Here is a 25,676-nt window from a genome sequence, read left to right on the forward strand (position 1 = left end):
TGCAACGCTAGAGTAGTAAAAATGCTGTAATTTTATACGCCAATTTGCTTAGCAATAATAGATGCAACCGCTTCAGTTTGCTCAAGTACCAGCATATGTCCTGCATCACTGATAGTGTGAAACGCGGCTTTTGGTAGCTTGCCTTTCAGCTGTTGTATCGCTTGCGCCGGCGCGATAGCGTCTTGCTGTGCAGCAATAAAGGTAACTGGGGCATTGATCTTTGCCAGCGCATCAACGGTACTTTCTCGTGGCGTAGTGGCGAGCGTATGATTAAGTAGCGTTGTTTTCCCTAAATCCTGCGCCATGGATTTTACAATGCCAGCCACTTGCTCATCCTTCAAACGAGAAGGGTGTATAAATCGTGAAAGATAGGCATCGTTGTCGGGTTTAAAGTTTCCTTGCTTAAGCATAGTGGTCAGTTGTTTACGCTTGGCAATTTCTTCTTTTGACAACCCTTCTGGGTTGTAACCGATTAACGTTACCGAGGCGATATTGGCAGGATTGCGTTGTGCCACTAAGGCGGCTATAAATCCACCCATGGAGTAACCTACAAGATGCACTTTTTCATTTTCAAGAATACGATCTTCGCTCAATGCCAGCATCTCTTCTTGTGATGCAGCCCATTGAAGCGGTACATAACGACGCTGCGCGATAGTTAAAGTGCGCCAAAGGGGCATAAAAATGCGCTCATCGCAAAGCGTACCGGGAAAAAATAAAACAGGGTGCTGCACAGACACGTGTGCTCCTTAACAATAAACTGGCTAGTTACATGCTACCATAGCGCGCTTTTTAATGAATGGTTGCTACGCAGAAAACGACCAGGCGTTGTAAGTGAACAAGCATTATTGATAAACGACCAAACGGTATTCATTAGCTTATAGATGATTATGACAAAACAACAACACACAGGTAGCTTTGCAGAAAGAGTGCTTGCATGGTTCGACAAAAACGGGCGAAAGCATTTGCCTTGGCAGCAAGACGTTACGCCTTATAAAGTGTGGGTGTCGGAAATTATGCTCCAGCAAACCCAAGTTACCACGGTAATCCCTTACTTCGAACGATTTATGGCATCGTTCCCTAGCGTAGAGCACTTGGCTGAAGCATCCCAAGACGACGTACTGCATCATTGGACGGGGCTTGGCTACTACGCAAGAGCAAGGAACCTACATAAAGCTGCGAACACGTTAGTAGACAAATATAACGGGGAATTTCCTTACACTCTTGAAGAAGTCATGGACTTACCCGGTATAGGACGCTCTACCGCAGGGGCTATATTGTCGCTATCCCGCAATATGCGCTTCCCTATTTTAGATGGGAATGTGAAGCGCGTGCTGGCTCGCTACTACGCAATAGGTGGGTGGCCGGGACAGAAAAAAGTAGAGAATCAGCTTTGGGAAGTCGCCGAGAAAAACACACCTGCTAATCCAGAAGATGGGCGTTGTGCGAACTATACCCAGGTGATGATGGACTTAGGCGCAATGATTTGTACGCGTAGCAAACCAAAATGTGATGACTGCCCGCTCCAAGCCGACTGCATCGCTTACGCACAAGGCGCGCAAACTGACTATCCAGGCAAAAAACCTAAAAAAGCGCTGCCAGAAAAATCTACTTTTATGATAGTGGCGCAGTTCAATAGCCAGGTGTATTTAGAACAGCGGCCATCAACGGGAATATGGGGGGGCTTGTATGGTTTTATAGAGGTGTCTTCACTAGAAGAGGGGGTTGCACAGCTAAACAAGCGAGGCATAGTTGTTGATGAGACTCGAGCACTAGAAGGGTTCAGACATACCTTTAGTCACTTTCATTTAGATATCACCCCAGTAGTGGCCGTGGTAAACTCTGCTCCATCAAAACGCGTTGCCGAGACGGCATCTCGCTGGTTTTCGTTAAACGAGCCCATTGAAGTTGGTTTAGCGGCACCGACAACCAAAATTATTCAGCAGCTAGTGAATTGAGTATAAACAGCGTACTGTTTATGCATTGCTAAGCAGATAGCGAACGAAAGGAAATAACATGGCAAGAACGGTATTTTGTCGCAAGCTTCAAAAAGAAGCAGACGGCTTAGATTTCCAACTTTATCCGGGTGAACTGGGTAAACGTATTTTCGACAACATCTCTAAAGAAGCGTGGGCCGAATGGCAAAAGAAACAAACCATGCTAATTAACGAACATAAGTTAAATATGATGGAACCGAATGCCCGTTCATTTTTGGAAGAAAAAATGTCGGCTTACTTGTTTGACGACGTAGAGCCTACGATTGAAGGCTATGTTCCGCCTGAAAAATAAGCAAAAAAGCGTTTTTTGAGCAAACAATGTGCAAACAGTAATAAAAGCGCAAAAAAAGCGAGAAAAACGGTTGACTTGTGAAAGCGAAAACCGTTTAATACGCACCCACAGCAGGACAGGCAGTCAACGCCTAGAACGCTAACAAGTTTCAGCCTCGATAGCTCAGTTGGTAGAGCAGCGGATTGAAAATCCGCGTGTCCCTGGTTCGATCCCGGGTCGAGGCACCATTATTCAGAGAGCCCTGCATGAAAATGCGGGGCTTTTTTGATCCTGGCGGTTGAAGAACCAGGCACACGCTAACGTGCCCCAGCGGCTGCGCCGCGCGTTGCAATCCCGGGTCGAGGCACCATCATTGAAGCCCTTGCAGAAATGCAGGGGCTTTTTTGATTCCGATGATTGGAAAACCAGGCACACGCTAACGTGCCCCTGCGGCTGCGCCGCGCGTTGCAATCCTATTGTGAATTATCATCTCTTTGTGCAAGCCTCGAATCGTTCTGCTACTCTTTTAATTAGTTTTCTCTTCTCCTTTCCCAATTATGCGTTTTTCAGGCTTACTTATAATTATTGGCGCTCTTCTTCAGATGCCTACGGCTGGCCAGGCGAAAACAATTGACGTGTTAGCTATTGAGTACCCGCCTTTTACCACGTCAAAGGAATCAAGTGACGGTATAGCGTTTGAGCTGTTGCGAAAAGCTGCACTTAGCGACGACATAACATGGCGAGCTGTTTATGCGCCCCCAGGGCGAGCGGCAGCAATTATTCGGTCAGGGGAGTGGTGCGCTAGTTTCTATCCCGTTGTTGAGAGCATAAAGTCTCAGTCGATTGTCCTGTCTAAAAGTAAAGTCAGTATTGGATTAGTGCGCTTAGCAGAAGAAAATACATTTTCATGGCAATCACTACATGAGCTTGCTGGAAGGAGTGTAGCGTTATTGCGCACAAAAGAGGACTCTGCGTTTGCACAACAATTTACTGATGCGGGTTTTGATGTGGTGTTTGTTGAAAACATTGTAACGGGTATTCGTCTAGTAAAGATGGGGCGTGTAGATTACTCTCTAAGTGATAATCTGTCTTTTGCTCAGCAAAATGATGAAGAGCTACAATTTTCCAAAAGCTCCCTTGTCGTAACGCCTGTCACGCTTTATCTCAATCCTAACTGCAACGTTACACGATTTTTTAATTAACCCTTAACGCTTTGTTGCTGTGCCTTTTAGTTTATCAATATCTAAATCGTCCATACCTGTCACTCTTTTAGAGTGGTACATACTTTCAAGTTAGACACAAATAGCGACCAAAATACCCTTTTTATAAAAAATTTATGCATGTTCTTGCCTACTTCCCAAAATGGATACTACGCTTACATTATATGGGCACAGCCAGATACGGTCATAGCCAGTTAAGTATAACTTTGTTATCTACCTGGATTAACAAAGCTATGCTGTCTTTGCGCGAGGCTTTTTGTCTTCGGCGCTTATCTAGCGTGCGTCGCGCTCTGTAATTCGTTAACTAAGTTACATCGTAATTATGAAAGAGTTCTGCTGGTTTTCGATCACAGTGCTTTTTTAAGGAGAGTTTTTTGTCGTTAAATAACTTACCTCCAACGCAGCAAGGGGCTTTGAAGCGCATATATGTAGTTTCGGGAGTGGGCGTTGCTGCTTCTTGGGCTTTATTCTTTTTTGTGTCTTCGCTCACGGCGCTTGCGGTATTAACAGGCGTGGTTGTCTTCAGCGTTTTCGTTTACGCAAAATCAATGGAAGAAAACGAAGAGATTTACCCAGATAGCGAGCCTCTCGCGCAAAGGGAGAGTATGGGTGGTACAGACATCAAAAAAGCCAGTGAAGAACTTTCTGCTTCCCTGAGTACATGCGATTCCAACTTGTCTTCCATTAAATCGACGCAAGATGATGCCGTAGAAACCTTGTCTAACGCTTTTAGCAGTTTAAAAGCGCTTGTTGCACAGCAGATTCAGTGCATCGACGCGTTACTGAGCGTCGATAGTACGCAAACACAATCTTATTCAGAACGCATGCGTACGTTCGCGCAAGAAACAGATGGGACACTGACTCAGTTTATCGATTCAACCGAGCAAATGTCCTCGTCAACCAAGCACCTTATGGATCAGGTGCAAACCATTCAACAGGCTATGCCTACAGTTATCGATGCACTGAGTGGTATTGACGATATTGCTGCACAAACAAATTTACTCGCGCTGAATGCTGCGATAGAAGCGGCAAGAGCAGGAGAGGCAGGCAGGGGCTTTGCTGTAGTTGCAGATGAAGTTAGAGCACTTTCAACTCGCTCGACTCAGTTTAGCGACGTAATTAAAACCCAAGTTGAGAATATTCGCAGTTTGGTAGACAAGCTCACCGACACGGCAGAATTTGTAGCTTCGCAAGATATTTCGCAAGTTGTTAATGCCAAAGCTCACATTAGCGATCAGTTGGCTGAAATCATCAGAAAGGCAGAAGCAGACCTTATTACTACCAAACAAATTGAAGATATAGGGTCACAGCTTGATGACTCGATAAATACCGCTATTCGAGGAATGCAATTCGGCGATATCAACGGCCAGCATATCCAGTATACCCAAGATATGCTCAAGTTTATTTTAGAGCAGTTGGCTACATTAAACGCGACCAATATCGAAAGCTTCGTAAGAGCGTTAAACGAGTATCAAAAAGGGCTCGCACAAAAAGGTAAAAATGATCACAACCCCGTGTCTGCAACCTCTATGGACGCGGGTGAGGTGGAATTGTTCTAAGCTAAAAAGGAACAGGAAGCACTGTCAGTAATGACATTCTTAGGAGAAGTGAGCATATGAGCAAGCATATTTTAGTTGTCGACGATTCGGTGTCGATTCGTCAAATGGTAGAAATGACCCTCAAAGGCGCTGGATATACCGTAACGACAGCCCAAGATGGGCAAGAAGCGCTCGATAAATGTAAGAGTCAGCAGTTTAATTTCGTACTAACTGATCAAAACATGCCTCGTATGGATGGTCTTACCCTGATAAAAAACTTGCGGAGTCTTGCGTCGTATAGCAGAACGCCGGTCGTTATGCTTACTACAGAAGCTGGCGAGGATATGAAGGCAAAAGGCAAGGCCGCGGGTGCTACAGGCTGGATGGTAAAACCCTTTGACCCAAGTAAACTTCTTGATGTAACCAAACGCGTCTTGGGTTAAGCCCATCTTCTAATACTTTAAGTCTGGAAGGATTCAGAATGAGCATTGATATAGAGCAGTTCCATGGCGTGTTTTTCGACGAGAGCGATGAGCACCTCGACGATATGGAACAGCTATTGATGAGCTTGAACGTCGAGTCTCCAGACCCTGAAGAACTCAATAGCATTTTTCGTGCTGCCCATTCTATTAAAGGCGGAAGCGGAATTTTCGGCTTTGATGCGTTAATGAATTTAACGCATGTGATGGAGAATTTGCTAGATAAGGCCCGCAATAACGAAATTGCTGTAACCGCCGACATTGTGAACGTACTTTTAGAAACCCTTGACGTATTAAAAGACACGCTTAATGCTTATCGCGATGAAACTGCAATCCCACAGGAAAACATCGACGATCGCATCAAAATATTAAACGGCGTTATTAACGAGCAGTCCACCGACGCTGAGCTTAGCGAGAATGGCGCGCTTCCTGAAATAAGCGCGAATACCCAAAGCGAAGGTAATCCAGATGAAAGTTTTGGTTTCTTTGACGACGAGCCTACCAGTGCTGGTGCAAACTCTGACGATGGTTTTGGCTTTTTCGATAACGAGCCTATTAAGGAAAAGCTCTCTTACAACGAACAAGCTAAAAGTGAGCGTAATGAAGATGACGGATTTGGCTTCTTCGATGATGAAATACCGCATAATTCTGTTGCGTCTCAAACTGACGCGTCGGGCTCCACTACGACGGAAACAATTGAAACCGAAACGGGTGAAGAAGAGCAGGTTTTCGGTTTTTTTGAAGACGTACCGTCAGCCCGTCATATAAATACCACGCTAGAAACGGCGAGCAGTAACCATTCGCAAAGCCCAGGCAAACAACCAAGCTCCGCTGCCACAACTGACCTCGACAAAACAACGAATACCAGCGCAGCGTCCGCGCCTGCTAAACCAGTAGCCAAGCCCTCTTCGAAAAAAAGCACCTCCCGTGAATCGGCCTCTATTCGGGTAGACACCACGAAAATAGACGCCATGGTCAATTTAGTGGGCGAATTGGTTATCACTCAATCAATGCTATCTATGATAGGCCAAGAAGTTGAGGGGCAAGTTGGCGAGCGTCTTCAGCTTGCTATTGATGAGCTGCAGCGTAACACCCGAGAGATTCAAGAGTCGGTGATGTCTATGCGTATGCTTCCTTTAACTGCAACCTTCAATCGTTTTCCTCGTTTAGTAAGGGATCTGGCAGGAAAGTTGGGTAAGCAGGTAGAGCTGGTGCTTCAAGGCGGCAGTACGGAAATTGATAAAAGTTTAATCGAAAAGATTGTCGACCCCCTGACTCATTTGGTGCGCAACAGTATCGACCATGGTATCGAAATGCCCGATAAGCGAGTGGCTGCCGGCAAGCCAGAGAAAGGTACGGTTATTTTAAGTGCCGAGCAAAAAGGCGGCAGCATTATTATCAGCATTATTGATGATGGTGGGGGTCTTCACCGCGACAAAATTCTAGATAAGGCGCGAAGTAACGGGCTTGCCGTGTCAGACGATATGCCAGACGCAGAGGTATGGCAGCTAATATTCCAGCCTGGGTTTTCCACTGCCGAAGCCATTACCGATGTGTCGGGAAGAGGAGTAGGTATGGATGTGGTGCGCCGAAATATCGAGTCAATTGGCGGACGTATTGATATTGAATCAAGTGCTGGGGAAGGTTCGGCCTTTTTCATTCACTTGCCGCTAACACTGGCCATCGTTGACGGCATGTGTGTGTCAGTGGGCAAGCAAATTTTTGTAATTCCACTTTTAAATATTATTGAATCCTTCCAGCCAACCAAGCAACAGCTGAAAACTTTAGGCAACGACACTGTACTTTATATTCGAGACCAATATTGGCCTTTGGTCCCTCTTTACGACTTTATGGAAGTTGAGGATGCCGCGCTTTCTCCTACAGAAGGCATTGTGGTGTTACTTGAAAGCAGTAAAAAACGCTTTGGTATTTTAGTCGATGCGTTAGTGGGTCAGCAGCAGGTGGTGATTAAAAGCTTAGAAGAACATTACCGCAAAGTGGCTGGAATAGCGGGGGCAACCATTATGGGCGACGGAAAAGTCGCACTTATCATCGATGCAGACTCTATTGCAACAACGTATACCTCCAGTCAAATAAAGGAGTTACTTTCATGAGTGAAACTGCCTTGCATCAAGCGGTTACCGGTGGACAAGACAAAGAATACTTAAGTTTTGTGCTTGGCGACGAGCATTACGCGTTGGATATAACCACAGTAAAGGAAATTAGAGGGTACGAACAAGTCACAAAGATTGCGAATGCGCCAGCCTTCATAAAAGGCGTGATTAATTTGCGAGGTGACATTGTTCCTATCGTGGATTTGCGCATTAAGTTTAACGTAGGCGAGGCTACCTACAACGACTTCACTATCGTGATAATGCTGAACATTCAAGAGCGCATTGTTGGCATTGTGGTAGATGGCGTATCCGATGTTATTCGCTTGTCTGAAGAGCAAGTACTTCCGCCACCAGAGTTTGGCGTAGCTTTTGACAGTAGGTATCTGCACGGCTTAGCCGATGTAGATGAAAAGATGGTCATTCTGGTGAACATAGAGAGCTTAATTACCAGCGAAGAGCTGGGTTTAGTTGCACCTGAGAGCGTAAAAGACGACGCGTAGTTACAAGGTCCTTCACTAAACGGAAACACCTGACATTGGGAAATATTAGTTATGGGCGTATTTAATTTTCTTAACGGCGAAGAGTTAAAAGTTGCGAAACACGACGCGCAATTGAAGTCGAATATTTTAAAGGCCAGTGCCTCAAACTTGTTGGTTATTGATAAGTCTGGGGTTATTCACTTTCACACACCCGCTTTCTTAAGCATGGCAAAAGCCTATCCCAAAGACTTCTCTGTCGGTGGTGGCGAGTCAACATTATCGGGAAAACACATTGACGATATTATTGTTAGGCCAAACTCTGTAGAAAATCCATCTTATTTACTCACCCATGCCACAGGTGATAACAAGCAGCTCGTTTCACTCGCTGAACACAGTTTTTGCGTAAGTGCATCTGCAATAACGGCGGACGAAAACGGCACTCAGCTTTATGTCACCGAGTGGCAGGACAACACTGAAAATAAACGCAATAAAGGTATGGTCGACGCCATCATGCGAAGCCAAGCAGTCATATCGTTTACCACAGACGGCGAAATCTTGTCTGCTAATGACAACTTTTTATCCGCAATGGGATACAGCGAAAATGAAGTGGTGGGAAAGCATCACCGTATTTTTGTTGACAGTAACTACGCACAAAGCGACGAGTATAAAGCGTTTTGGCAAAAGCTAAAAAGTGGCGACGTACACAGCGGTGAGTTTTGCAGAATTAACAAGCAAGGCGAAGAGGTGTGGATCCAAGCGACCTATAACCCGGTGTTTGACGATGACGGGAAGGTGGATTACATCATCAAATTTGCCTCTGACATTACGGCACAAAAGCAAAAAAATGCAGATTACGAAGGGCAAATTACTGCCATTAATAAATCCCAAGCTGTTATTGAGTTCGACCTTGAGGGCACTGTTCTAAACGCGAACGAGAACTTCCTCGCCGCAATGGGCTACAGCCTGTCTGAAATTAAAGGGCAGCACCATAGTATGTTTGTCGACCCAAGCTACAAACTCAGTGCAGAGTACGCCGCATTTTGGCAAAGCTTAAAAGCAGGAGAGCACAGCGAAGGGGAGTATAAACGGATAGCAAAAGGCGGCAGAGAAATATGGATCCGCGCGTCTTACAACCCCATTTTTGACGGTACAGGCAAGCCATTTAAAGTGGTTAAATTTGCCACCGACGTAACGCAAGATAAGCTAAGAAACGCGTATTTCGAAGGGCAAATTAACGCTATTAGTAAATCACAGGCGGTCATCGAGTTTGATGTAGATGGCAACATTATCACTGCTAATGATAATTTCCTGAATACCATGGGTTACCGGCTAGACGAAATCAAAGGTAAGCATCACCAACTATTTGTGGATGAAGAAACCAGACAGTCAGAGTCGTACCAGCGCTTTTGGTCAGAGCTCAAAGGGGGGAGATTCTTCTCTGGCGAGTTTAAGCGAGAAAGTAAATCAGGTAAAAGCGTATGGATTCAAGCTTCTTATAACCCAATAGAAGATATGAATGGCAACCCGTTCAGGGTAGTAAAGTATGCAACCAATATAACCGAAGATAAGCTGAAAAATGCTTATTTTGAGGGACAGTTGAACGCGATAAGCAAGTCTCAGGCGGTCATTGAATTTGACCTTGAAGGCGTAATCTTGAATGCGAACAGTAACTTCCTCGCGGCGATGGGATATACCCTTGATGAGGTTAAAGGTAAGCATCACAGTATTTTTGTAGACCCCGCTTTTAAAAATAGCCCTGAATACGCGGCATTCTGGGACCAATTGCGTCATGGGGTTTATGCAAGTGGCGAATATAAGCGCTTTAATAAATCAGGAAAGCCGGTTTACATACAGGCCTCTTACAATCCTATTTTAGACCAAAATGGAAAGCCTTTTAGGGTAGTTAAATACGCCACAGATGTAACAGGAAGAACCTTAGCGGTAGAAAGTATTAAGTCTGTTATGGCTAGCCTATCGGATGGCGATTTACTGAAAACAATAGAAGAGCCATTAGAGGGAGACTTCAAGGTACTTGGTGAATCTATCAATCACTTTATTGGTGAGCTGCGCGACACCATAGTAAAAATTCATACTGCCGTTGAAACTATTGATACGGCTTCAAACGAAATAGCCACGGGTAACGCCGACCTGTCTAGCCGTACCGAGCAGCAAGCGTCTAGCTTAGAAGAAACTGCCTCTGCCATGGAAGAACTGACCGGTACTGTGAAGTTAAATGCCGAAAATGCTGATCAAGCCAAAGGATTGGCAAGCCAAGCGTCTGAAGTGGCGTCTGAAGGCGGCAAGGTCATTGAACAAGTAGTGCATACTATGGGGGAAATTAACGACTCTGCTCAACGTATTTCAGACATTATCGGCGTTATTGACGGCATTGCTTTTCAAACTAACATACTTGCTCTTAACGCAGCGGTTGAAGCCGCCCGAGCCGGCGAGCAAGGGCGCGGTTTCGCGGTCGTTGCCTCAGAAGTAAGGACGTTGGCTCAGCGCTCTGCTGAAGCGGCAAAGGACATTAAAGCGCTAATTTCAGCGTCGGTCGATAAAATTGGCAATGGGAATGTGTTAGCGAATAAGTCTGGTGAAACCATGGCTAATATCGTTACTGCAATTAAACGTGTTAACGACATCATGTCTGAAATTGCAGCAGCATCGTCCGAGCAAGCCACCGGAATACAGGAAGTGAGCAATGCGGTGGTTCAGATGGACGAAATGACCCAGCAAAATGCAGCGTTAGTTGAGCAAGCAGCCGCTGCCGCAGATAGCATGAGACAGCAATCGGGTGAACTAGCCCAACGTGTGTCAGTGTTCAAAGTGGGAAGTAGTCGCACGACTACCCAGCACACTGAAATACAGTCGCTAAATGTCAGTAAAACATTACCTAAAGAGCGTGAAGTGCCTAAACCGAGAATGAAAGCGCTTAATCCAGCCGCGCCCGACGAATCGGATTGGGAGGCATTTTAGTGTATGACTGCCACTCAAAGCACGGATGCACAAAGGGAATTTTCATATAGCCGAAGAGACTTTGAGCGGGTAAAAAGTCTGCTGTTTAAACAAGCAGGCATTAACTTATCTGACGCTAAAGATGCGATGGTGTACAGCCGCCTTGCAAGGCGGCTGCGCTTGCTGGATATGAAAAGCTTCAAAGAGTATCTTGCTTACGTAGGCAGCTGTAAAGATGAAATGGAGCATTTTATTAATGCGCTCACCACTAACCTCACGGCGTTTTTCAGAGAGCCACATCACTTTGATGCACTTGCTAATTATTTAAGAAAGCGACCTCAAACTAAGCGCATTTGGTGCGCCGCAAGCAGCACGGGAGAAGAGCCTTATAGTATTGCAATGACAGTGGCGTCGGTGTTTGGTACCTATACCCCCAATGTGCAAATACTTGCTACTGATATCGACAGTAAAGTACTGCAAAAGGCCCGGGAGGGTGTGTATGCACAAAACAGTATTAGTCAGCTGTCTTACGACTATAAAACGCAATTTTTCTATAAGGGGAAGGGCGCACAAACTGGACGAGTAAGGGTAGTGGATGAGCTTAAAAAAATGGTGCAGTTCGAAACACTAAATTTAATGTCGCCAAGCTGGTGTGTAGAAGCGCCGGTGGATGTGATTTTTTGCCGTAACGTTATGATTTACTTCGACCGGCCCACGCAGCGCAAAATCTTAGCTCGCATGGTTAAATTGATGTGCAGTGACGGTATGTATGTCGCAGGGCACTCTGAAAACTTCACGATGTATCCTGAACTGGTCGCTCCCATGGGAAAAACCATTTATCGGCCAGTCGTTTAAAAGGAATTTGCAGTATGAGTCAGGACCAAAACCCCATTCGATATTTTGATAACCGACTCCAAAAAGAAGCCGTCAAACTTTTGCCCGGACAGTATTACGCCACGGCTTCAGATAAAGCTTTAGTAACCATACTTGGCTCATGCGTAGCCGCGTGTATTTTCGATCAGGAAAAGCAGATTGGCGGTATGAACCACTTTATGCTGCCAGACCTTAACTTAACCACGAACCTTGATGATTGTCTTTCGACAAAATACGGTATACACGCTATGAATATGCTAATAGAGCAGCTAATTCATCTTGGCGCACGGCGCAATAAGCTGGCGGCCAAAGCGTTTGGCGGAGGAAAGGTATTGCCGGGATTTGTACAGCAAGACATTGGGCGGATAAACGCTGAATTCGTTTTAGAATATTTGGACAATGCGAATATCCCGCTTATAAGTAGTGACTTAATGTCTACCTATGCACGCAAAATTTATTACTTTCCGGCTGATGGCAATGTTTACATGAAGCGAATTCGTGAGTTTAACAACGCCACTCTTTATGAGCGTGAATCTACCCATCGGGTTCTACTTTCTGAACAAGCTAAAGCGGGTGTAATTTCATTTCCGGAACAGTCACATGCCTATAAAAGTCCTCGTCGTTGATGACTCTGCGTTAATACGTCAAATTCTTTCAGAGATAGTCTCGCGCGATCCTGACCTATTGCTGGTGGGGGCAGCGCCAGATGCCTACGCTGCAAAGCGAATGGTACAAGAGTTCAGGCCAGATGTTATTACACTAGACATTGAGATGCCAAAAGTGGACGGGTTGCGCTTTTTAGAAGTAATGATGAAGGCGATGCCGACGCCGGTTGTGATGATATCCACGCTGACAGAGCGAGGTGCTGATGCAACATTACGTGCGTTGGAACTCGGTGCGGTCGATTTTATGGCAAAGCCGAAACTTGGTGTAGCGCAAGGCATGGCTGAGTACGCAGCGGTTATTGTTGAAAAGATAAAAGCGGCCGCCCACTCTAAGCTTGGTCAACCAACCCAAACTCGCTGCACAAAACATGCTTCCATGCGCTACACGGGAACCGAAAAGTTAATTGGTATAGGCGCATCAACTGGGGGAACGGAAGCAATAAAAGACGTAATCATGCATTTTCCCCGCAATGCGCCGGCTACCATTATTTCCCAGCATATGCCGCCAGGCTATACAACAACCTATGCCAAGCGACTTGACAGCCTATGTGAAATAACCGTGAGAGAAGCGCAAGGTGGAGAGCGCTTATTGCCTGGTTTTGCGTATTTAGCGCCAGGTAATAAACATTTAAAGGTACAAAGAAGTGGCGCTGATTATCGATTAGTACTTGATGACGGGCCTAAGGTATCAGGGCATAAACCCTCTGTTGATGTGATGTTTGATTCACTCGCTGAGCATGCAGGCGCTAATGCCGTGGGCGTGCTGCTTACCGGTATGGGGCGCGATGGAGCGCAAGGTCTTAAAAATATGCACACCAAAGGTTCTGTCACGTTTTGTCAGAATGAAAAAACCTGTGTTGTTTATGGTATGCCTAAAGTTGCTGTCGAGCTTAAAGCCGCCAGTTTCGTCAAGCCGTTAGAAGATATCTCAGATGCAATTTTGGATACGCTTGAAGCGTTAGGTGCAAGTTCCCGTCTCTAATTTTTCTTACGCTTTTATGTCGCAAATGTCACCAATGTAGCAATTTAATAAAAATAATCAAAAGTATAATTGTTGGGTTTGGAAAATAGACCATACTTTGTTTGTATTTTGTGCATCCGCCTGCGCGGTAAGAACAACAGAGGTGTGATTGTGGTCGCTATAGCTGCAGATTATTTGGATAATTTCTTTTCCAACAAAAGCAATTCCTTCGTGATTGCTTTTCTAACGATGGCGATAAGTTGGGCGCTCTTCTTCACTTCTTTTGAGCATCTAGCTTTGGCTGCCAGCTCAGCGTGTGTCCTTATACTTCTTTTCTTTTTATCGAAAATGTCTGAGCAACTTAGCGCTCCTAATAAGGTTCGCTCAGCAGTGACGGTATCGACAATTGAAGCAAGCAGCAGTGATTTAATGGCAGAAACCATTGCTGATGCTAACGAGATATTATCGGTCACCTCATCAAATATCGCTGATATCTTCTCTACGCAAACGGATGCAGTGGGAACACTAAGTGATGCGTTCATCTCGCTCCAGTCATTGTTAGGTCAACAAGAAGTCAGCATCAATAACTTACTAAAAGACGATGACAACAGCGACTGCGCTTACGCTGACAAGATGCGCAGTTTTGCGTCTGAGACTGACACTACGCTGACGCAGTTTATCGCATCAACCAAAGAAATGACCGAGTCGACGCGGGCGCTCGAATCTCAGGTACAGACCATTCAACAGGCAATGCCTACCGTAATTGAAGCGCTCGGTGGTATTGACGACATTTCATCTCAAACAAATCTTTTAGCGCTAAATGCAGCGATAGAAGCTGCTCGTGCTGGAGAGGCAGGCCGCGGATTTGCGGTAGTTGCTGACGAGGTTCGCGCACTATCTACGCGCTCAACCCAATTTAGTGACGTAATTAAAACGCAAATCGAAAACATTAGGTCGCTTATAAACAAACTCACCGAAACCGCAGAAGTCGTTGCCTCTCAAGACATATCTCATGTGGTAAATGCCAAGGACGCGATTAGCGAGCAACTCAAAAGCATAATTCGCAAAGCTGAGGCTGACATTCAAGGTGCAAGTGAACTTGAGGGCATTCGTCAACAGCTATCTGATGCGACCAATTCCGCCATAAGAGGAATGCAGTTTGGCGATATTAACGGGCAGAACCTGACTTATACGCGAGAAATCATTGACTTTGTAGTGGCTCAGCTGAACGACCTAAATGCGCAAACTGCGCAGCAAGTTAAAGAGAGTTTGGCTAATTATCAGGTTTCACTCAAAGACAAAGGACAAGCAGATCATAACCCGGTTTCCGCAACATCAATGGATGCTGGCGACGTAGAACTTTTTTAATAACAAACATATTCACAGACAAGTGAGATTCATTCAAATATTCACAAAGGTGGTTGAATTATGAGTAAAAGCATTCTGATCGTGGACGACTCTGTGTCAATCCGTCAAATGGTGGAAATGACGCTTAAGTCAGCAAACTACAACGTGACAACAGCACAAGATGGTCAAGACGCTCTAGATAAATGCCAGGGGGCTCGTTTCGATTTTGTACTTACCGATCAAAACATGCCTCGAATGGATGGCCTTACACTTATCAAGTCGCTTCGTGGCCTAGCAAATTTCAGATCAACGCCTATCGTCATGCTCACGACCGAGGCAGGTGATGATATGAAAGCAAAAGGAAAGGCGGCTGGTGCGACAGGTTGGATGGTGAAGCCTTTTGACCCGAATAAACTTCTTGATGTGATGAAACGTGTTTTAGGTTAATCCAATTTCGGCGTGTTTAGGGTAGAGGGGAGTCATTTATGACTATCGATGTAAATCAGTTCCATGGCGTATTTTTTGACGAGAGCGACGAGCATCTCCAGGACATGGAGCAATTGCTCATGACCTTAGATGTAGATAACCCCGACCCTGAAGAGCTTAATAGTATTTTCAGAGCAGCGCATTCAATTAAGGGGGGCAGTGGCATCTTCGGGTTTGATGCGTTGATGAACCTCACCCATGTTATGGAAAACCTGCTCGATAAAGCACGAAATCAAGAAATTCAGGTTACAGCCGCCATTGTAGACATATTTCTCCAGACGTTGGATGTATTGAAAGACACCTTAGCGGCTTATAAAGAGCAAACCGAACTTCCTCAAGACCAAATAGAGGCAAGTATAAAGGTACTGGAAGAAACGTTAGCTCGAGCTTCTGGGCAGACCGCTGATGATTTGCAAGAGTCTGTTCATCAGCAGGATACCTCAGCCCAAAGCAATGACATAGAGGGCTTTGGTTTCTTTGATGACGACGAAGGAGAAGCCCAAACGGCGGTATCCGAGACGCAGTCAGAAGAAATCGAAGGCTTTGGATTTTTCAATGATGAAGACGAGTCAAGCCATAGTAAGCCCCAGACAGAAAAAACTGCTAATGAAGCTCAAGATGATGAAGGATTTGGCTTCTATGCACCAGAAAACTTACCGATAAAACCAGACGCTGAGCAAGCTGCTCAGTCAGTGCCTAAACAGCCAATAGTTAAACCAGTTAAGCCTAAACCAAAAGCGGCGCCTAAAGAAGCGGCATCCATACGGGTAGACACGACGAAAATCGATGCCATGGTTAATTTAGTCGGCGAGCTTGTGATTACCCAATCTATGCTTTCTAACGTAGGTCAAGAAGTAGAGGGCCAAATCGGAGAGCGCTTGCAGCTAGCGATTGACGAACTGCAACGCAATACGAGAGAAATACAAGAATCCGTCATGTCGATGCGCATGCTGCCTGTGAATATGACGTTCAATCGATTCCCTCGGGTAGTGAGAGATTTATCTTCTAAGTTAGGCAAAAAAGTCGACTTAGTTATCCAAGGCGGTAATACAGAAATCGATAAGAGCTTAATCGAAAAACTTGTCGACCCACTGACGCACTTAGTGAGAAACAGTATTGACCATGGCGTCGAAAGTCCTGAAAAACGACTTGCAAGCGGTAAGTCAGAAAACGGAACTGTAATATTAAGCGCTGAGCAGAAAGGCAGCAGCATCATCATCGGAATTATTGACGATGGCGCAGGCTTAAACAAAGAACGTATTTTAGAAAAGGCGACACAGAACGGACTTCCGGTCTCGCCTGATATGCCAGATAGCGAAATTTGGCAGCTTATTTTCCAAGCAGGCTTCTCTACCGCCGCAGAGGTAACCGATGTATCGGGCCGCGGTGTGGGTATGGACGTAGTTCGCCGTAACATTGAATCCATTGGTGGCCGTATTGAAATTGAATCGTCACAAGGTGAGGGTTCAGCATTCTATATTCATTTGCCTCTTACCCTCGCTATCGTCGACGGGATGTGTGTTTCAGTGGGAGATCAAATCTTCGTTATCCCTCTCCTTAACGTAATCGAATCTTTTCAACCTACCAAATCGCAAGTCAAAACACTGGGCAACGACAAGGTGCTATGGATTAGAGATCAGTATTGGCCTCTCGTCTCGCTCACTCAGCTAATGCAAGTTGATAATGGGGTTATAGAACCTACCAAAGGCATTGTTGTGTTACTTGAAAGTAGCAAAAAGCGGTATGGCGTCTTAGTTGATTCGCTTGTCGGTCAGCAGCAAGTGGTTATTAAAAGTTTAGAGCAACATTACAAGAAGGTCGCAGGTATAGCCGGCGCGACCATTATGGGTGATGGCAAGGTCGCGATGATTTTAGACGCAGATTCAGTGGCAGCAAACTGTATCAATATTCCTAATGAAGAGGTTTCACTATGAGCGAGGCAGCATTACAGCAAGCCGTTAGTGCATCACAAGAAAACGAATTTTTAAGTTTTGTTTTAGGTGAAGAGCACTATGCGCTTGATATAACGACAGTTAAAGAAATTCGTGGTTACGAGCAAGTTACTAAAATCGCCAATGCGCCTAGCTTTATCAAAGGGGTGATAAATCTTCGCGGGGATATCGTTCCGATTGTGGACTTGCGCATTAAATTTAATGTGGGAGAGGCGACATATAACGACTTCACGATAGTCATTATGCTCAATGTGCACGACCGGATCGTGGGTATTGTGGTTGACGGTGTGTCTGATGTCATCCGCCTTTCAGAAGAAGACATGCTGCCGCCACCTGAGTTTGGCGTGGCATTCGACAGTAAATACCTTCATGGACTGGCTGATGTCGACGAGCACATGGTCATTTTAGTTAATATTGAAAGCCTGATAACGAGCAATGAATTGGGTTTAGTTGAAACGAAAACACAAGCGGTAGAGGTCTAGAGAAAATGGGCATTATGACGTGGCTAGAAGAATTTACTAAAGCAACTGACGTTGAACAAGCATTGCGCAACAAGCAGGCGTTAGATGCTACAACCTGCTGCATTATGATGGCGGATGCCGATAGGAACATTATCTATGCCAACCAATCGGTGAAGACGCTATTAAAAGAGAACGAAAGAAAGCTTCAAGCTGTCTTGCCAAGTTTTTCGGCAGATAACTTAGAAGGGCAAAACATCGATCAGTTTCATCGAAACCCTTCACATCAGCGCGGCATTTTAGCCGAATTAAAGTCAACAATGACTTCTACAATTAGCATTGGCGACCTGAACTTTAAACTTACTCTGACCCCATTTTTCAACGAAAACCGAGAAAACATTGGCACTATGGTTGAGTGGGTTGATCAGTCTGAACTCCTCATTAAAAGCACGATGTTAGAAGTGTTGAACAATGCCCAAGCGGTCATAGAGTTTAACGCTGAAGGTGTTATTCAGCACGCCAACGACAACTTTCTTAACGCCTTGGGTTACAGCCTGAACGAAATTGTGGGTAACCATCATAAAATGTTTTGTGACCCTGATTACGTGCGGTCAGAGGAGTATGGTCAGTTCTGGCGCGACCTAAAAGCGGGTAAAGGTCAAAGTGGGGAGTTTTGTCGCTTCGACAAGATGGGCAAAGAGGTATGGATTCAGGCAACGTATAACCCAGTATTTGACGGTGATGGAAAAGTTATTCGCATTGTTAAATTTGCGACTGACATTACCGCATCAAAGCTTAAAAACGCCTATTTTGAAGGGCAAATTGAAGCGATAAATAAGGCGCAAGCGGTAATTGAATTCGACTTGGATGGCAAAATTTTAAATGCTAATGAGAACTTCACTAATACGGTGGGCTATAGCCTTGAAGAAATAGTTGGTAAACATCACAGCATCTTTGTCGAAGATGACTACAAGCGCAGCGTTGAGTATTCACAATTTTGGGAACAACTACGCCAAGGTGTGCAATTTTCTGACGAGTTTAAGCGTGTTGGCAAAGGTGGCAAGGAAGTTTGGATCCAAGCGTCTTACAACCCTATTTTGGACCAAAACGGTAGGCCATATCGCGTGGTGAAGTACGCTATTGATATTACGGGTACAAAACAAGCGATTAAAGACATTAAACACGCTATGAGCGAGTTGGTTGAAGGAAATCTTGATTGCCGAATCGATCATGAGTTTGAGGGAGAGTTCAAGGAATTGGGCGCGTCTATCAATCGCTTTATAGACGATATGCGTCGCATAATCGGGTCAATTAGCGACGTAATGACACGTTTGTCGCAGGGCGACCTCACCGCTGTGCTCGATGAGCAGTTTGAAGGCGAATTCCAAGTATTAGGAGACGCTATTAATCAATTTGTGACTGAAATGTCGGGCACAATAGGTTCAATCTACCAGGCAGTAGAAACCATTAACACCGCGGCTTCTGAAATTGCTACTGGCAATTCCGACCTCTCCAGCCGCACCGAGCAACAAGCTTCGAGTTTAGAAGAGACCGCTTCCAGTATGGAAGAATTGACCGGTACGGTAAAACTGAACGCGTAAAATGCAGAGCAAGCAAACAGCCTAGCATCTCAAAGCTGTGATATCGCAAGTCGAGGTGGAGAGTTAATTCGTCAAGTGGTCGATACCATGTCGTCTATCAATGAGTCTGCCCAAGAGATTTCAGACATTATAGGTGTCATAGATGGAATTGCCTTTCAAACCAATATCTTGGCACTCAATGCGGCCGTGGAGGCTGCTAGAGCCGGAGAGCAAGGCCGTGGCTTCGCCGTTGTAGCCTCTGAAGTCCGCAGTTTGGCCCAGCGTTCCGCTGAAGCAGCGAAAGAAATAAAGCAACTTATTTCAGACTCGGTTAATAAAATTGATGGCGGTAATAAGTTAGTTAACCAGTCCGGCGACACCATGGAAGAAGTGGTTACATCCATCAAGCGAGTAAACGACATCATGTCTGAAATAGCCGCAGCAAGTGCTGAACAGGCCTGCGGTATAGAAGAAGTGAGCAAAGCGGTCGTGCAGATGGACGAGATGACACAGCAGAATGCTGCACTGGTTGAAGAGGCGGCAGCAGCGGCTGAAAGCTTACAGCAGCAGGCTGGTAACTTATCTGAACGGGTTTCAACGTTCAACATAGGTGATAGAGCAGATTCACACGAAATGCAGCCTGCAAAATCTTTTGCAATAAGTAACGAGAAAAAAATAGCGCCAGTGACCAAGCTAAATAGCGCTAAAAAGCTTGCGCCAAAGGTCCCTAGCAGCGATGAGTGGGAATCGTTCTAACGAAGAGAGAAAGGCGAGTTTTGAAAAAAATTCGCCTTTTTTATATGTTTTAAGCGAGTCGTAAATGGGTCGCTATTGATGAGGTGGTAACACAATGGGTGTATTTAAAATATTTCACAACGAAGAGTTGGAAGCAGCACAAAGCCTTTCTCGTTTCCAAGAGCAAGCACTAAGTGAGAGTTCGGCCTGTTTGATGCTAGTCGACGCTGAAGGCTTAATCACTTTTGCAAACAAAGCACTATTGGCACTGATACAAGAACATCAGCAGAAGTTTAAATCAGCGTTACCAAATGTTGACCACCACAGTCTTTATGGCATGCCTATGGCCAACTTTTTTTCCAACAATAATGAACTCGCCAATCGTTATGCCAACTGTAATAGCAAAGATTCCTTCTTAGTGCCCATCGGCGACTTGCTGTTTACGTTAAAGCTGACCGTGATTAAAAGTGCAGAGGGTATAAAAATTGGCACCATGGTTGAGTGGTTAAATGACCAGGAACTTCAATACAAAACGGGCGTATTAGATGGGCTCGACCGTTGCCAAGCGGTCATATCATTTACGCCAGATGGCATAGTTGAAGACGCCAACGAAAATTTTCTAAAAGTTACTGGCTATTCAAAAGATGACATCGTTGGTCAACATCACAGATTGTTCGTGTTACCCGATTACGGCGTTTCTTTAGAATACAGCAAGTTTTGGGAAGGCCTTAGAAATGGAGAACGTAGCAGCGGTGAATATTGCCGTGTAGCTAAAAACGGCGATAAAATTTGGATTCAAGCCTCCTACAACCCTATATACGACAAGCTCGGTAATATAATTCGTGTAGTAAAATTTGCTACCGATATTACTGACCAGAAAAGAAAAAATGCAGATTACGAAGGTCAAATTAATGCCATTGGCAAATCGCTTGCGGTTATAGAATTTAACTTAGATGGCGTGATACAAAATGCTAACGAAAACTTTTGTGCAGCAACCGGATATGACCTGAGCGAAATAAAAGGGCAGCACCACAGCATGTTTGTAGAGCCAAATTATAAAATGAGCCCTGAATATGCAGCTTTCTGGCGAGATTTGAAAAAAGGAGAGTTCAAATCAGGTGAATTCAAACGAGTGAAAAAAGATGGCAGCGAGCTTTGGATCCAAGCCTCTTACAATCCAATATTCGATGAATTCGGTCAACCCCTTAAGGTTGTTAAGTATGCGTCAGATGTTACCGAACAAAAGCTCAGAAACGCCTTTAATACAGGGCAAATAGACGCCATTAGTAAATCTCAGGCGGTGATTGAGTTTGATGTGCATGGCAATATTCTCACTGCTAACGATAATTTTCTAGCTACGGTTGGATATGGTTTAGATGAAATCCAAGGAAAACATCACCGCATTTTCGTTACAAAGCAAGAGCGAGAGTCAGACCAGTATAAAACCTTTTGGAAGCAACTTGCCGAAGGGCAATTCTATTCTGGTGAGTTTCATCGCATCGCAAAAGACGGCACGGACGTTTGGATCCAAGCCACCTACAATCCCATACTCGACATGAGTGGCAATGTTATAAAGGTTGTCAAATACGCAAGCAATATTACTGAACAAAAAGTAAAAAATGCTTATTTTGAAGGGCAACTTGCAGCCATTGGTAAATCACAAGCCGTTATCGAATTCAATATGGACGGCGTTATCCAAGATGCCAATGAAAACTTCTTAAACACCTTGGGCTATACGCTAGAAGAGATAAAAGGTAAGCATCACAGCATGTTCGTAGACCCTTCTTACCGAGCGAGCCCAGAATATGCTGCATTCTGGGAAGGGTTGCGCAATGGTTCTTATTCTTCGGGCGAGTATCGTAGGCTAGGTAAAAACGGAAAAGAAGTTTTTATTCAGGCCTCGTATAACCCGATACTTGATCACAACGGCAAGCCTTTCAGAGTAGTTAAATTTGCCTCTGATATTACGGGTAGAACCCAGGCGGTAGATGAGATCAAGCATGTAATGACCAAGCTGACAGAGGGCGACCTGACAGTAAATATCGATCACGCGCTAGAGGGGGATTTTGCTGTCCTTGGTGAAGCCATTAATCAGTTCATTAATGAATTGCGTGGCACGATTACCAATATCAACGAAGCGGTAGAGACTATTAACGTAGCGTCGGGAGAAATTGCTACTGGCAATGCGGACCTTTCTAGCCGAACTGAGCAACAAGCTTCGAGCCTTGAAGAGACCGCATCAAGCATGGAAGAACTTACCGGTACGGTTAAACTCAATGCTGAAAATGCAGACCAAGCAAATAGTCTAGCAGCCCAAGCAAGTAAAATTGCATCTCAAGGCGGAGAGGTGATTGGAGAAGTGGTCGAGACCATGACTCAAATCAATGAATCTGCCCAAGAGATTTCAGACATCATAGGGGTCATAGATGGCATTGCTTTCCAAACAAATATTCTTGCGCTTAACGCAGCCGTAGAAGCTGCTCGAGCGGGCGAGCAAGGCCGCGGATTTGCGGTAGTAGCGTCAGAAGTACGCAATTTAGCACAGCGTTCAGCTGAGGCAGCGAAAGACATCAAAGAGCTCATATCTGACTCGGTAGCTAAGATAGCAAGTGGTAACCAACTAGTAGTGAAATCTGGCGAAACCATGGCAGAAGTTGTAACTTCCATCAAACGTGTAAACGACATCATGTCTGAAATTGCAGCGGCTTCTGCAGAGCAAGCATGTGGAATTGAAGAGGTAAGTCGTGCGGTTGTCCAAATGGATGAAATGACACAACAAAATGCTGCGTTGGTAGAAGAGGCTGCTGCTGCGGCAGACAGTTTAAGACAACAGTCTTCTCAGCTGAATGAACGTGTTTCAGTGTTTAATGTAGGAAGAGGGCTGACTGCTGATCAGCAGCAAATCGCTGCCCTACCGCAAGGGCAATACCGTCAGCAAAGAATGCCGTCTTCAGTTAACCACGCACCAAGGGCTCAAGCCTTGAAGCCAGCGATGCCTGTTGAAGCGGAGTGGGAGTCATTTTAATGATGGCAGAAGTACAAGAACGCAGTGGAACAAGGGAGTTCGCTTTTGAAAAAGCGGACTTCAAAAAAGTTCAGCAAATGCTGTTTAAAAAGGCGGGAATTAATTTATCCGACGCGAAAGAAGCAATGGTGTATAGCCGATTAGCAAGGCGTATAAGAGCGCTGAACCTGAAGAGCTTTAACGATTACCTTGCAGTTGTTGGTAGGTCTGAAGCAGAGTTGGAGCAATTCATTAATGCGCTGACGACTAACCTGACCTCGTTCTTTCGCGAGCCTCATCATTTTACAGCGTTGGCTGACTATTTGGCTCAGCATTCAAACGTTACCAATATTTGGTGTGCTGCTAGCTCAACAGGCGAGGAACCCTACTCTATTGCGATGGTGGTTGCTGAGGCGTTTGGTAGTTTTAAAACGCCAGTCAAAATAATCGCCTCAGACATAGATAGTAAAGTATTGGCAAAGGCGAAAGCCGGGGTTTATCCGTTAGCGTCAATTTCCAAAATCCCCATTGAGCGTCAAAAGCAATTTTTCCATAAAGGAAAAGGTGCGAACGAAGGAAAGGTTAAGGTAGTCGATGAGCTGCGCCAAATGGTGCAGTTTAAGAAGCTCAACCTTACCGACCAAAGTTGGGACGTTAAAGCGCCACTGGATATTATTTTTTGTCGAAACGTGATGATTTATTTCGATAAACCGACGCAATTGAATGTGTTGAAAAGGATGGTAGATATGCTCAAGCCTACAGGGCTTTATATGGCGGGGCACTCTGAAAACTTCAATATGCATACTAATCTTGTAAGGCCGGTAGGAAAGACTATTTATCGCCCGGCCGGTTAGGAGATTACGTGGAGCCCTGTAATTTTGAAGTACCTATTAGCTACTATGATAAGCGTTTTTCAGTTGACGCCATCAAGCTGTTACCTGGTCAATATTTTGTTACGTCTCAAGATAAAATGCTGGTCACGGTTCTCGGCTCTTGTGTAGCAGCCTGCATGTTCGACCCAATAACCGGTGTGGGGGGAATGAATCATTTCATGCTTCCTAATGTGAATAAAACGGCGGGCGAGTTCGAAAAAGTGCAGGGAATGGCGGCGAAGTATGGCGTGCATGCAATGGAGGTGCTTATTAACGAACTGATAAAAGTAGGTGCGTCCAAAAAGAGGTTAAAAGCAAAGGTATTTGGAGGGGGAAGGGTCGTCCCGTCTTTTGTACAAAGTGATGTGGGCAGGTTTAACGCAGAGTTTGTTACACAATTTTTGAACACTGAAAAAATTCCAATTATCGCGAGCGATCTTTGCGACACCTACGCCCGCAAAATATATTTTTTCCCTACCAACGGCAATGTGTTCATGAAACGTATCCACGAGCTTAATAATGCAACAATTATTGAGCGAGAAAGCCAGCATCGCTGGGAGCTTAATAACCGAGATGCAAGCGGTGACGTAGATTTGTTTGAGGATTTAAAATGACAATTAAAGTATTGGTAGTGGATGATTCAGCTCTGATCAGGCAGATCCTTAGTGAAATAATTAAAAGTGAGCCTGACATGACACTTGTAGGCGCAGCACCCGATGCGTTTGTTGCTAAAAAGCTGGTACTCGAAAAAGCTCCCGATGTTATAACCCTTGATATTGAAATGCCAAAAGTCGACGGGTTGCGGTTTTTAGAAGTACTCATGAACGCTAAACCCACGCCCGTTGTGATGATTTCAACGCTTACTGAAAAGGGGGCGGATGCCACCCTCCGCTCTCTTGAACTTGGCGCTATCGACTTCGTGGCAAAGCCCAAAATTGGCGTGGCTCAAGGTATGGCTGATTATCATGAAATGATAGTAGAAAAAATTCGTACAGCAGCCCGCTCTAAAGTCAAAAAACGTAACCCTACTAAATCTGCTGTAGTCAAGACTGTTAGTTACTCAGGAACAGAGAAAGTTATAGCAATTGGCGCGTCTACAGGAGGCACTGAAGCCATTAAAGAAGTATTAAGCACTTTTCCAGCGAATGCGCCCGCTACTGTGATTACTCAGCACATGCCTGCTGGATACACGTCAACGTTTGCCAAACGGCTAGACTCTGTATGTCAAATGCAGGTTAAAGAAGCAAAAGGCGGTGAGCGATTATTGCCAGGGCAGGCCTATCTAGCGCCCGGTGATAAGCATATGGAAATCGAGAGAAGCGGTGCGGACTACAGAATTAGGCTTTCCGACGGGCCGCGTGTGTCCGGACATAAACCTTCTGTCGACGTGCTATTTACCTCTCTGTGCAGAAGCGCAGGCAGCAATGCCATAGGTGTATTGCTAACAGGAATGGGTAGCGACGGCGCAATGGGATTGCTTGAGTTGCGTAATGCGGGTAGTGAAACCTTCTGCCAAGATGAAGCAAGTTGTATTGTATTTGGAATGCCGAAAGTAGCGATAGAAAAGGGCGCTGCAAAAAGTGTAGTTAGCCTAGAAGATATGGGCAGCGTTGTCATGAATACGGTAGAGAAACTCGATGCCGGTAGCCGTCTGTGATGAGGGTGAGTCTGTGCTTATGTAAGTACCATTGAA

General features: G+C 45.1%; 20 protein-coding genes, 1 tRNA gene and 1 pseudogene. 21 read left to right on the forward strand and 1 reads right to left on the reverse strand.

Annotation, left to right across the window (positions count from 1 at the left end; translation table 11 throughout):
- Positions 1-32: 32 nt before the first annotated feature.
- Positions 33-737, reverse strand: coding sequence for an alpha/beta fold hydrolase (locus C6Y39_RS03705; protein WP_105929974.1), 705 nt, complete (start codon positions 735-737; stop codon positions 33-35).
- Between the two features lie 150 nt (positions 738-887).
- Between C6Y39_RS03705 and mutY the strand changes: the two genes are divergently transcribed.
- The 21 genes and pseudogenes from mutY to C6Y39_RS03810 all read left to right on the forward strand — a co-directional run bounded on the left by mutY (position 888) and on the right by C6Y39_RS03810 (position 25,640).
- A complete protein-coding gene (mutY, locus tag C6Y39_RS03710) occupies positions 888-1,955 on the forward strand; it encodes an A/G-specific adenine glycosylase (RefSeq protein ID WP_105930022.1) in 1,068 nt (355 codons plus the stop codon).
- A 58-nt stretch (positions 1,956-2,013) separates the two neighbouring features.
- Positions 2,014-2,286 (forward strand): oxidative damage protection protein, encoded by a 273-nt coding sequence (locus C6Y39_RS03715; RefSeq protein WP_025256893.1) that lies wholly within the window; start codon positions 2,014-2,016, stop codon positions 2,284-2,286.
- Between the two features lie 151 nt (positions 2,287-2,437).
- A tRNA-Phe gene (locus C6Y39_RS03720) sits at positions 2,438-2,513 on the forward strand.
- Between the two features lie 354 nt (positions 2,514-2,867).
- A complete protein-coding gene (locus C6Y39_RS03725; RefSeq protein WP_146128587.1) occupies positions 2,868-3,467 on the forward strand; it encodes an amino acid ABC transporter substrate-binding protein in 600 nt (199 codons plus the stop codon).
- 905 nt (positions 3,468-4,372) lie between these two features.
- A complete protein-coding gene (locus tag C6Y39_RS19045; protein WP_420808451.1) occupies positions 4,373-5,044 on the forward strand; it encodes a methyl-accepting chemotaxis protein in 672 nt (223 codons plus the stop codon).
- 56 nt (positions 5,045-5,100) lie between these two features.
- Positions 5,101-5,466, forward strand: a complete 366-nt coding sequence (locus C6Y39_RS03735; RefSeq protein WP_105929977.1) for a response regulator — start codon at positions 5,101-5,103, stop codon at positions 5,464-5,466.
- A gap of 38 nt (positions 5,467-5,504) precedes the next feature.
- Positions 5,505-7,616, forward strand: coding sequence for a chemotaxis protein CheA (locus C6Y39_RS03740; RefSeq protein WP_105929978.1), 2,112 nt, complete (start codon positions 5,505-5,507; stop codon positions 7,614-7,616).
- Positions 7,613-8,116, forward strand: coding sequence for a chemotaxis protein CheW (locus C6Y39_RS03745; RefSeq protein ID WP_105929979.1), 504 nt, complete (start codon positions 7,613-7,615; stop codon positions 8,114-8,116). Before C6Y39_RS03740 ends, C6Y39_RS03745 begins: the two co-directional genes overlap by 4 nt.
- A gap of 51 nt (positions 8,117-8,167) precedes the next feature.
- A complete protein-coding gene (locus tag C6Y39_RS18930; protein WP_105929980.1) occupies positions 8,168-11,071 on the forward strand; it encodes a methyl-accepting chemotaxis protein in 2,904 nt (967 codons plus the stop codon).
- A gap of 3 nt (positions 11,072-11,074) precedes the next feature.
- Positions 11,075-11,905: a CheR family methyltransferase gene (locus C6Y39_RS03755; protein ID WP_105929981.1), complete on the forward strand. Its 831-nt coding sequence runs from the start codon at positions 11,075-11,077 to the stop codon at positions 11,903-11,905.
- Positions 11,906-11,919: 14 nt separating this feature from the next.
- Complete coding sequence (cheD, locus tag C6Y39_RS03760; protein WP_105929982.1) at positions 11,920-12,549, forward strand: chemoreceptor glutamine deamidase CheD; 630 nt, start codon at positions 11,920-11,922, stop codon at positions 12,547-12,549.
- Entirely contained in the window at positions 12,524-13,570 is a 1,047-nt protein-coding gene (locus C6Y39_RS03765; protein ID WP_105929983.1) for a protein-glutamate methylesterase/protein-glutamine glutaminase, read from the forward strand. The genes cheD (C6Y39_RS03760) and C6Y39_RS03765 overlap by 26 nt, the downstream gene beginning before the upstream one ends.
- Before the next feature lie 150 nt (positions 13,571-13,720).
- Positions 13,721-14,917, forward strand: a complete 1,197-nt coding sequence (locus tag C6Y39_RS03770; RefSeq protein WP_105930023.1) for a methyl-accepting chemotaxis protein — start codon at positions 13,721-13,723, stop codon at positions 14,915-14,917.
- Positions 14,918-14,977: 60 nt separating this feature from the next.
- Positions 14,978-15,343, forward strand: coding sequence for a response regulator (locus C6Y39_RS03775; protein WP_039217225.1), 366 nt, complete (start codon positions 14,978-14,980; stop codon positions 15,341-15,343).
- Between the two features lie 38 nt (positions 15,344-15,381).
- A complete protein-coding gene (locus tag C6Y39_RS03780; RefSeq protein WP_105929984.1) occupies positions 15,382-17,316 on the forward strand; it encodes a chemotaxis protein CheA in 1,935 nt (644 codons plus the stop codon).
- Positions 17,313-17,816 carry a chemotaxis protein CheW gene (locus C6Y39_RS03785; RefSeq protein WP_105929985.1) on the forward strand — a complete coding sequence of 168 codons (504 nt, stop codon included), beginning with the start codon at positions 17,313-17,315 and terminating at the stop codon, positions 17,814-17,816. The genes C6Y39_RS03780 and C6Y39_RS03785 overlap by 4 nt, the downstream gene beginning before the upstream one ends.
- Positions 17,817-17,821: 5 nt before the next feature.
- A pseudogene (locus C6Y39_RS18935) lies at positions 17,822-20,128 on the forward strand (methyl-accepting chemotaxis protein).
- 94 nt (positions 20,129-20,222) lie between these two features.
- The gene (locus C6Y39_RS03795; RefSeq protein ID WP_105929986.1) at positions 20,223-23,132 is read left to right on the forward strand and encodes a methyl-accepting chemotaxis protein; all 2,910 of its coding nucleotides are present in this window, start codon (positions 20,223-20,225) and stop codon (positions 23,130-23,132) included.
- Positions 23,133-23,134: 2 nt separating this feature from the next.
- Positions 23,135-23,965: a CheR family methyltransferase gene (locus C6Y39_RS03800; RefSeq protein WP_105930024.1), complete on the forward strand. Its 831-nt coding sequence runs from the start codon at positions 23,135-23,137 to the stop codon at positions 23,963-23,965.
- A gap of 8 nt (positions 23,966-23,973) precedes the next feature.
- The gene (gene cheD, locus C6Y39_RS03805) at positions 23,974-24,597 is read left to right on the forward strand and encodes a chemoreceptor glutamine deamidase CheD (protein ID WP_105929987.1); all 624 of its coding nucleotides are present in this window, start codon (positions 23,974-23,976) and stop codon (positions 24,595-24,597) included.
- Positions 24,594-25,640: a protein-glutamate methylesterase/protein-glutamine glutaminase gene (locus C6Y39_RS03810; RefSeq protein WP_105929988.1), complete on the forward strand. Its 1,047-nt coding sequence runs from the start codon at positions 24,594-24,596 to the stop codon at positions 25,638-25,640. The genes cheD (C6Y39_RS03805) and C6Y39_RS03810 overlap by 4 nt, the downstream gene beginning before the upstream one ends.
- Positions 25,641-25,676 lie beyond the last annotated feature (36 nt).

It is taken from the genome of Alteromonas gracilis (assembly GCF_002993325.1).
GTDB lineage: Bacteria > Pseudomonadota > Gammaproteobacteria > Enterobacterales > Alteromonadaceae > Alteromonas > Alteromonas gracilis.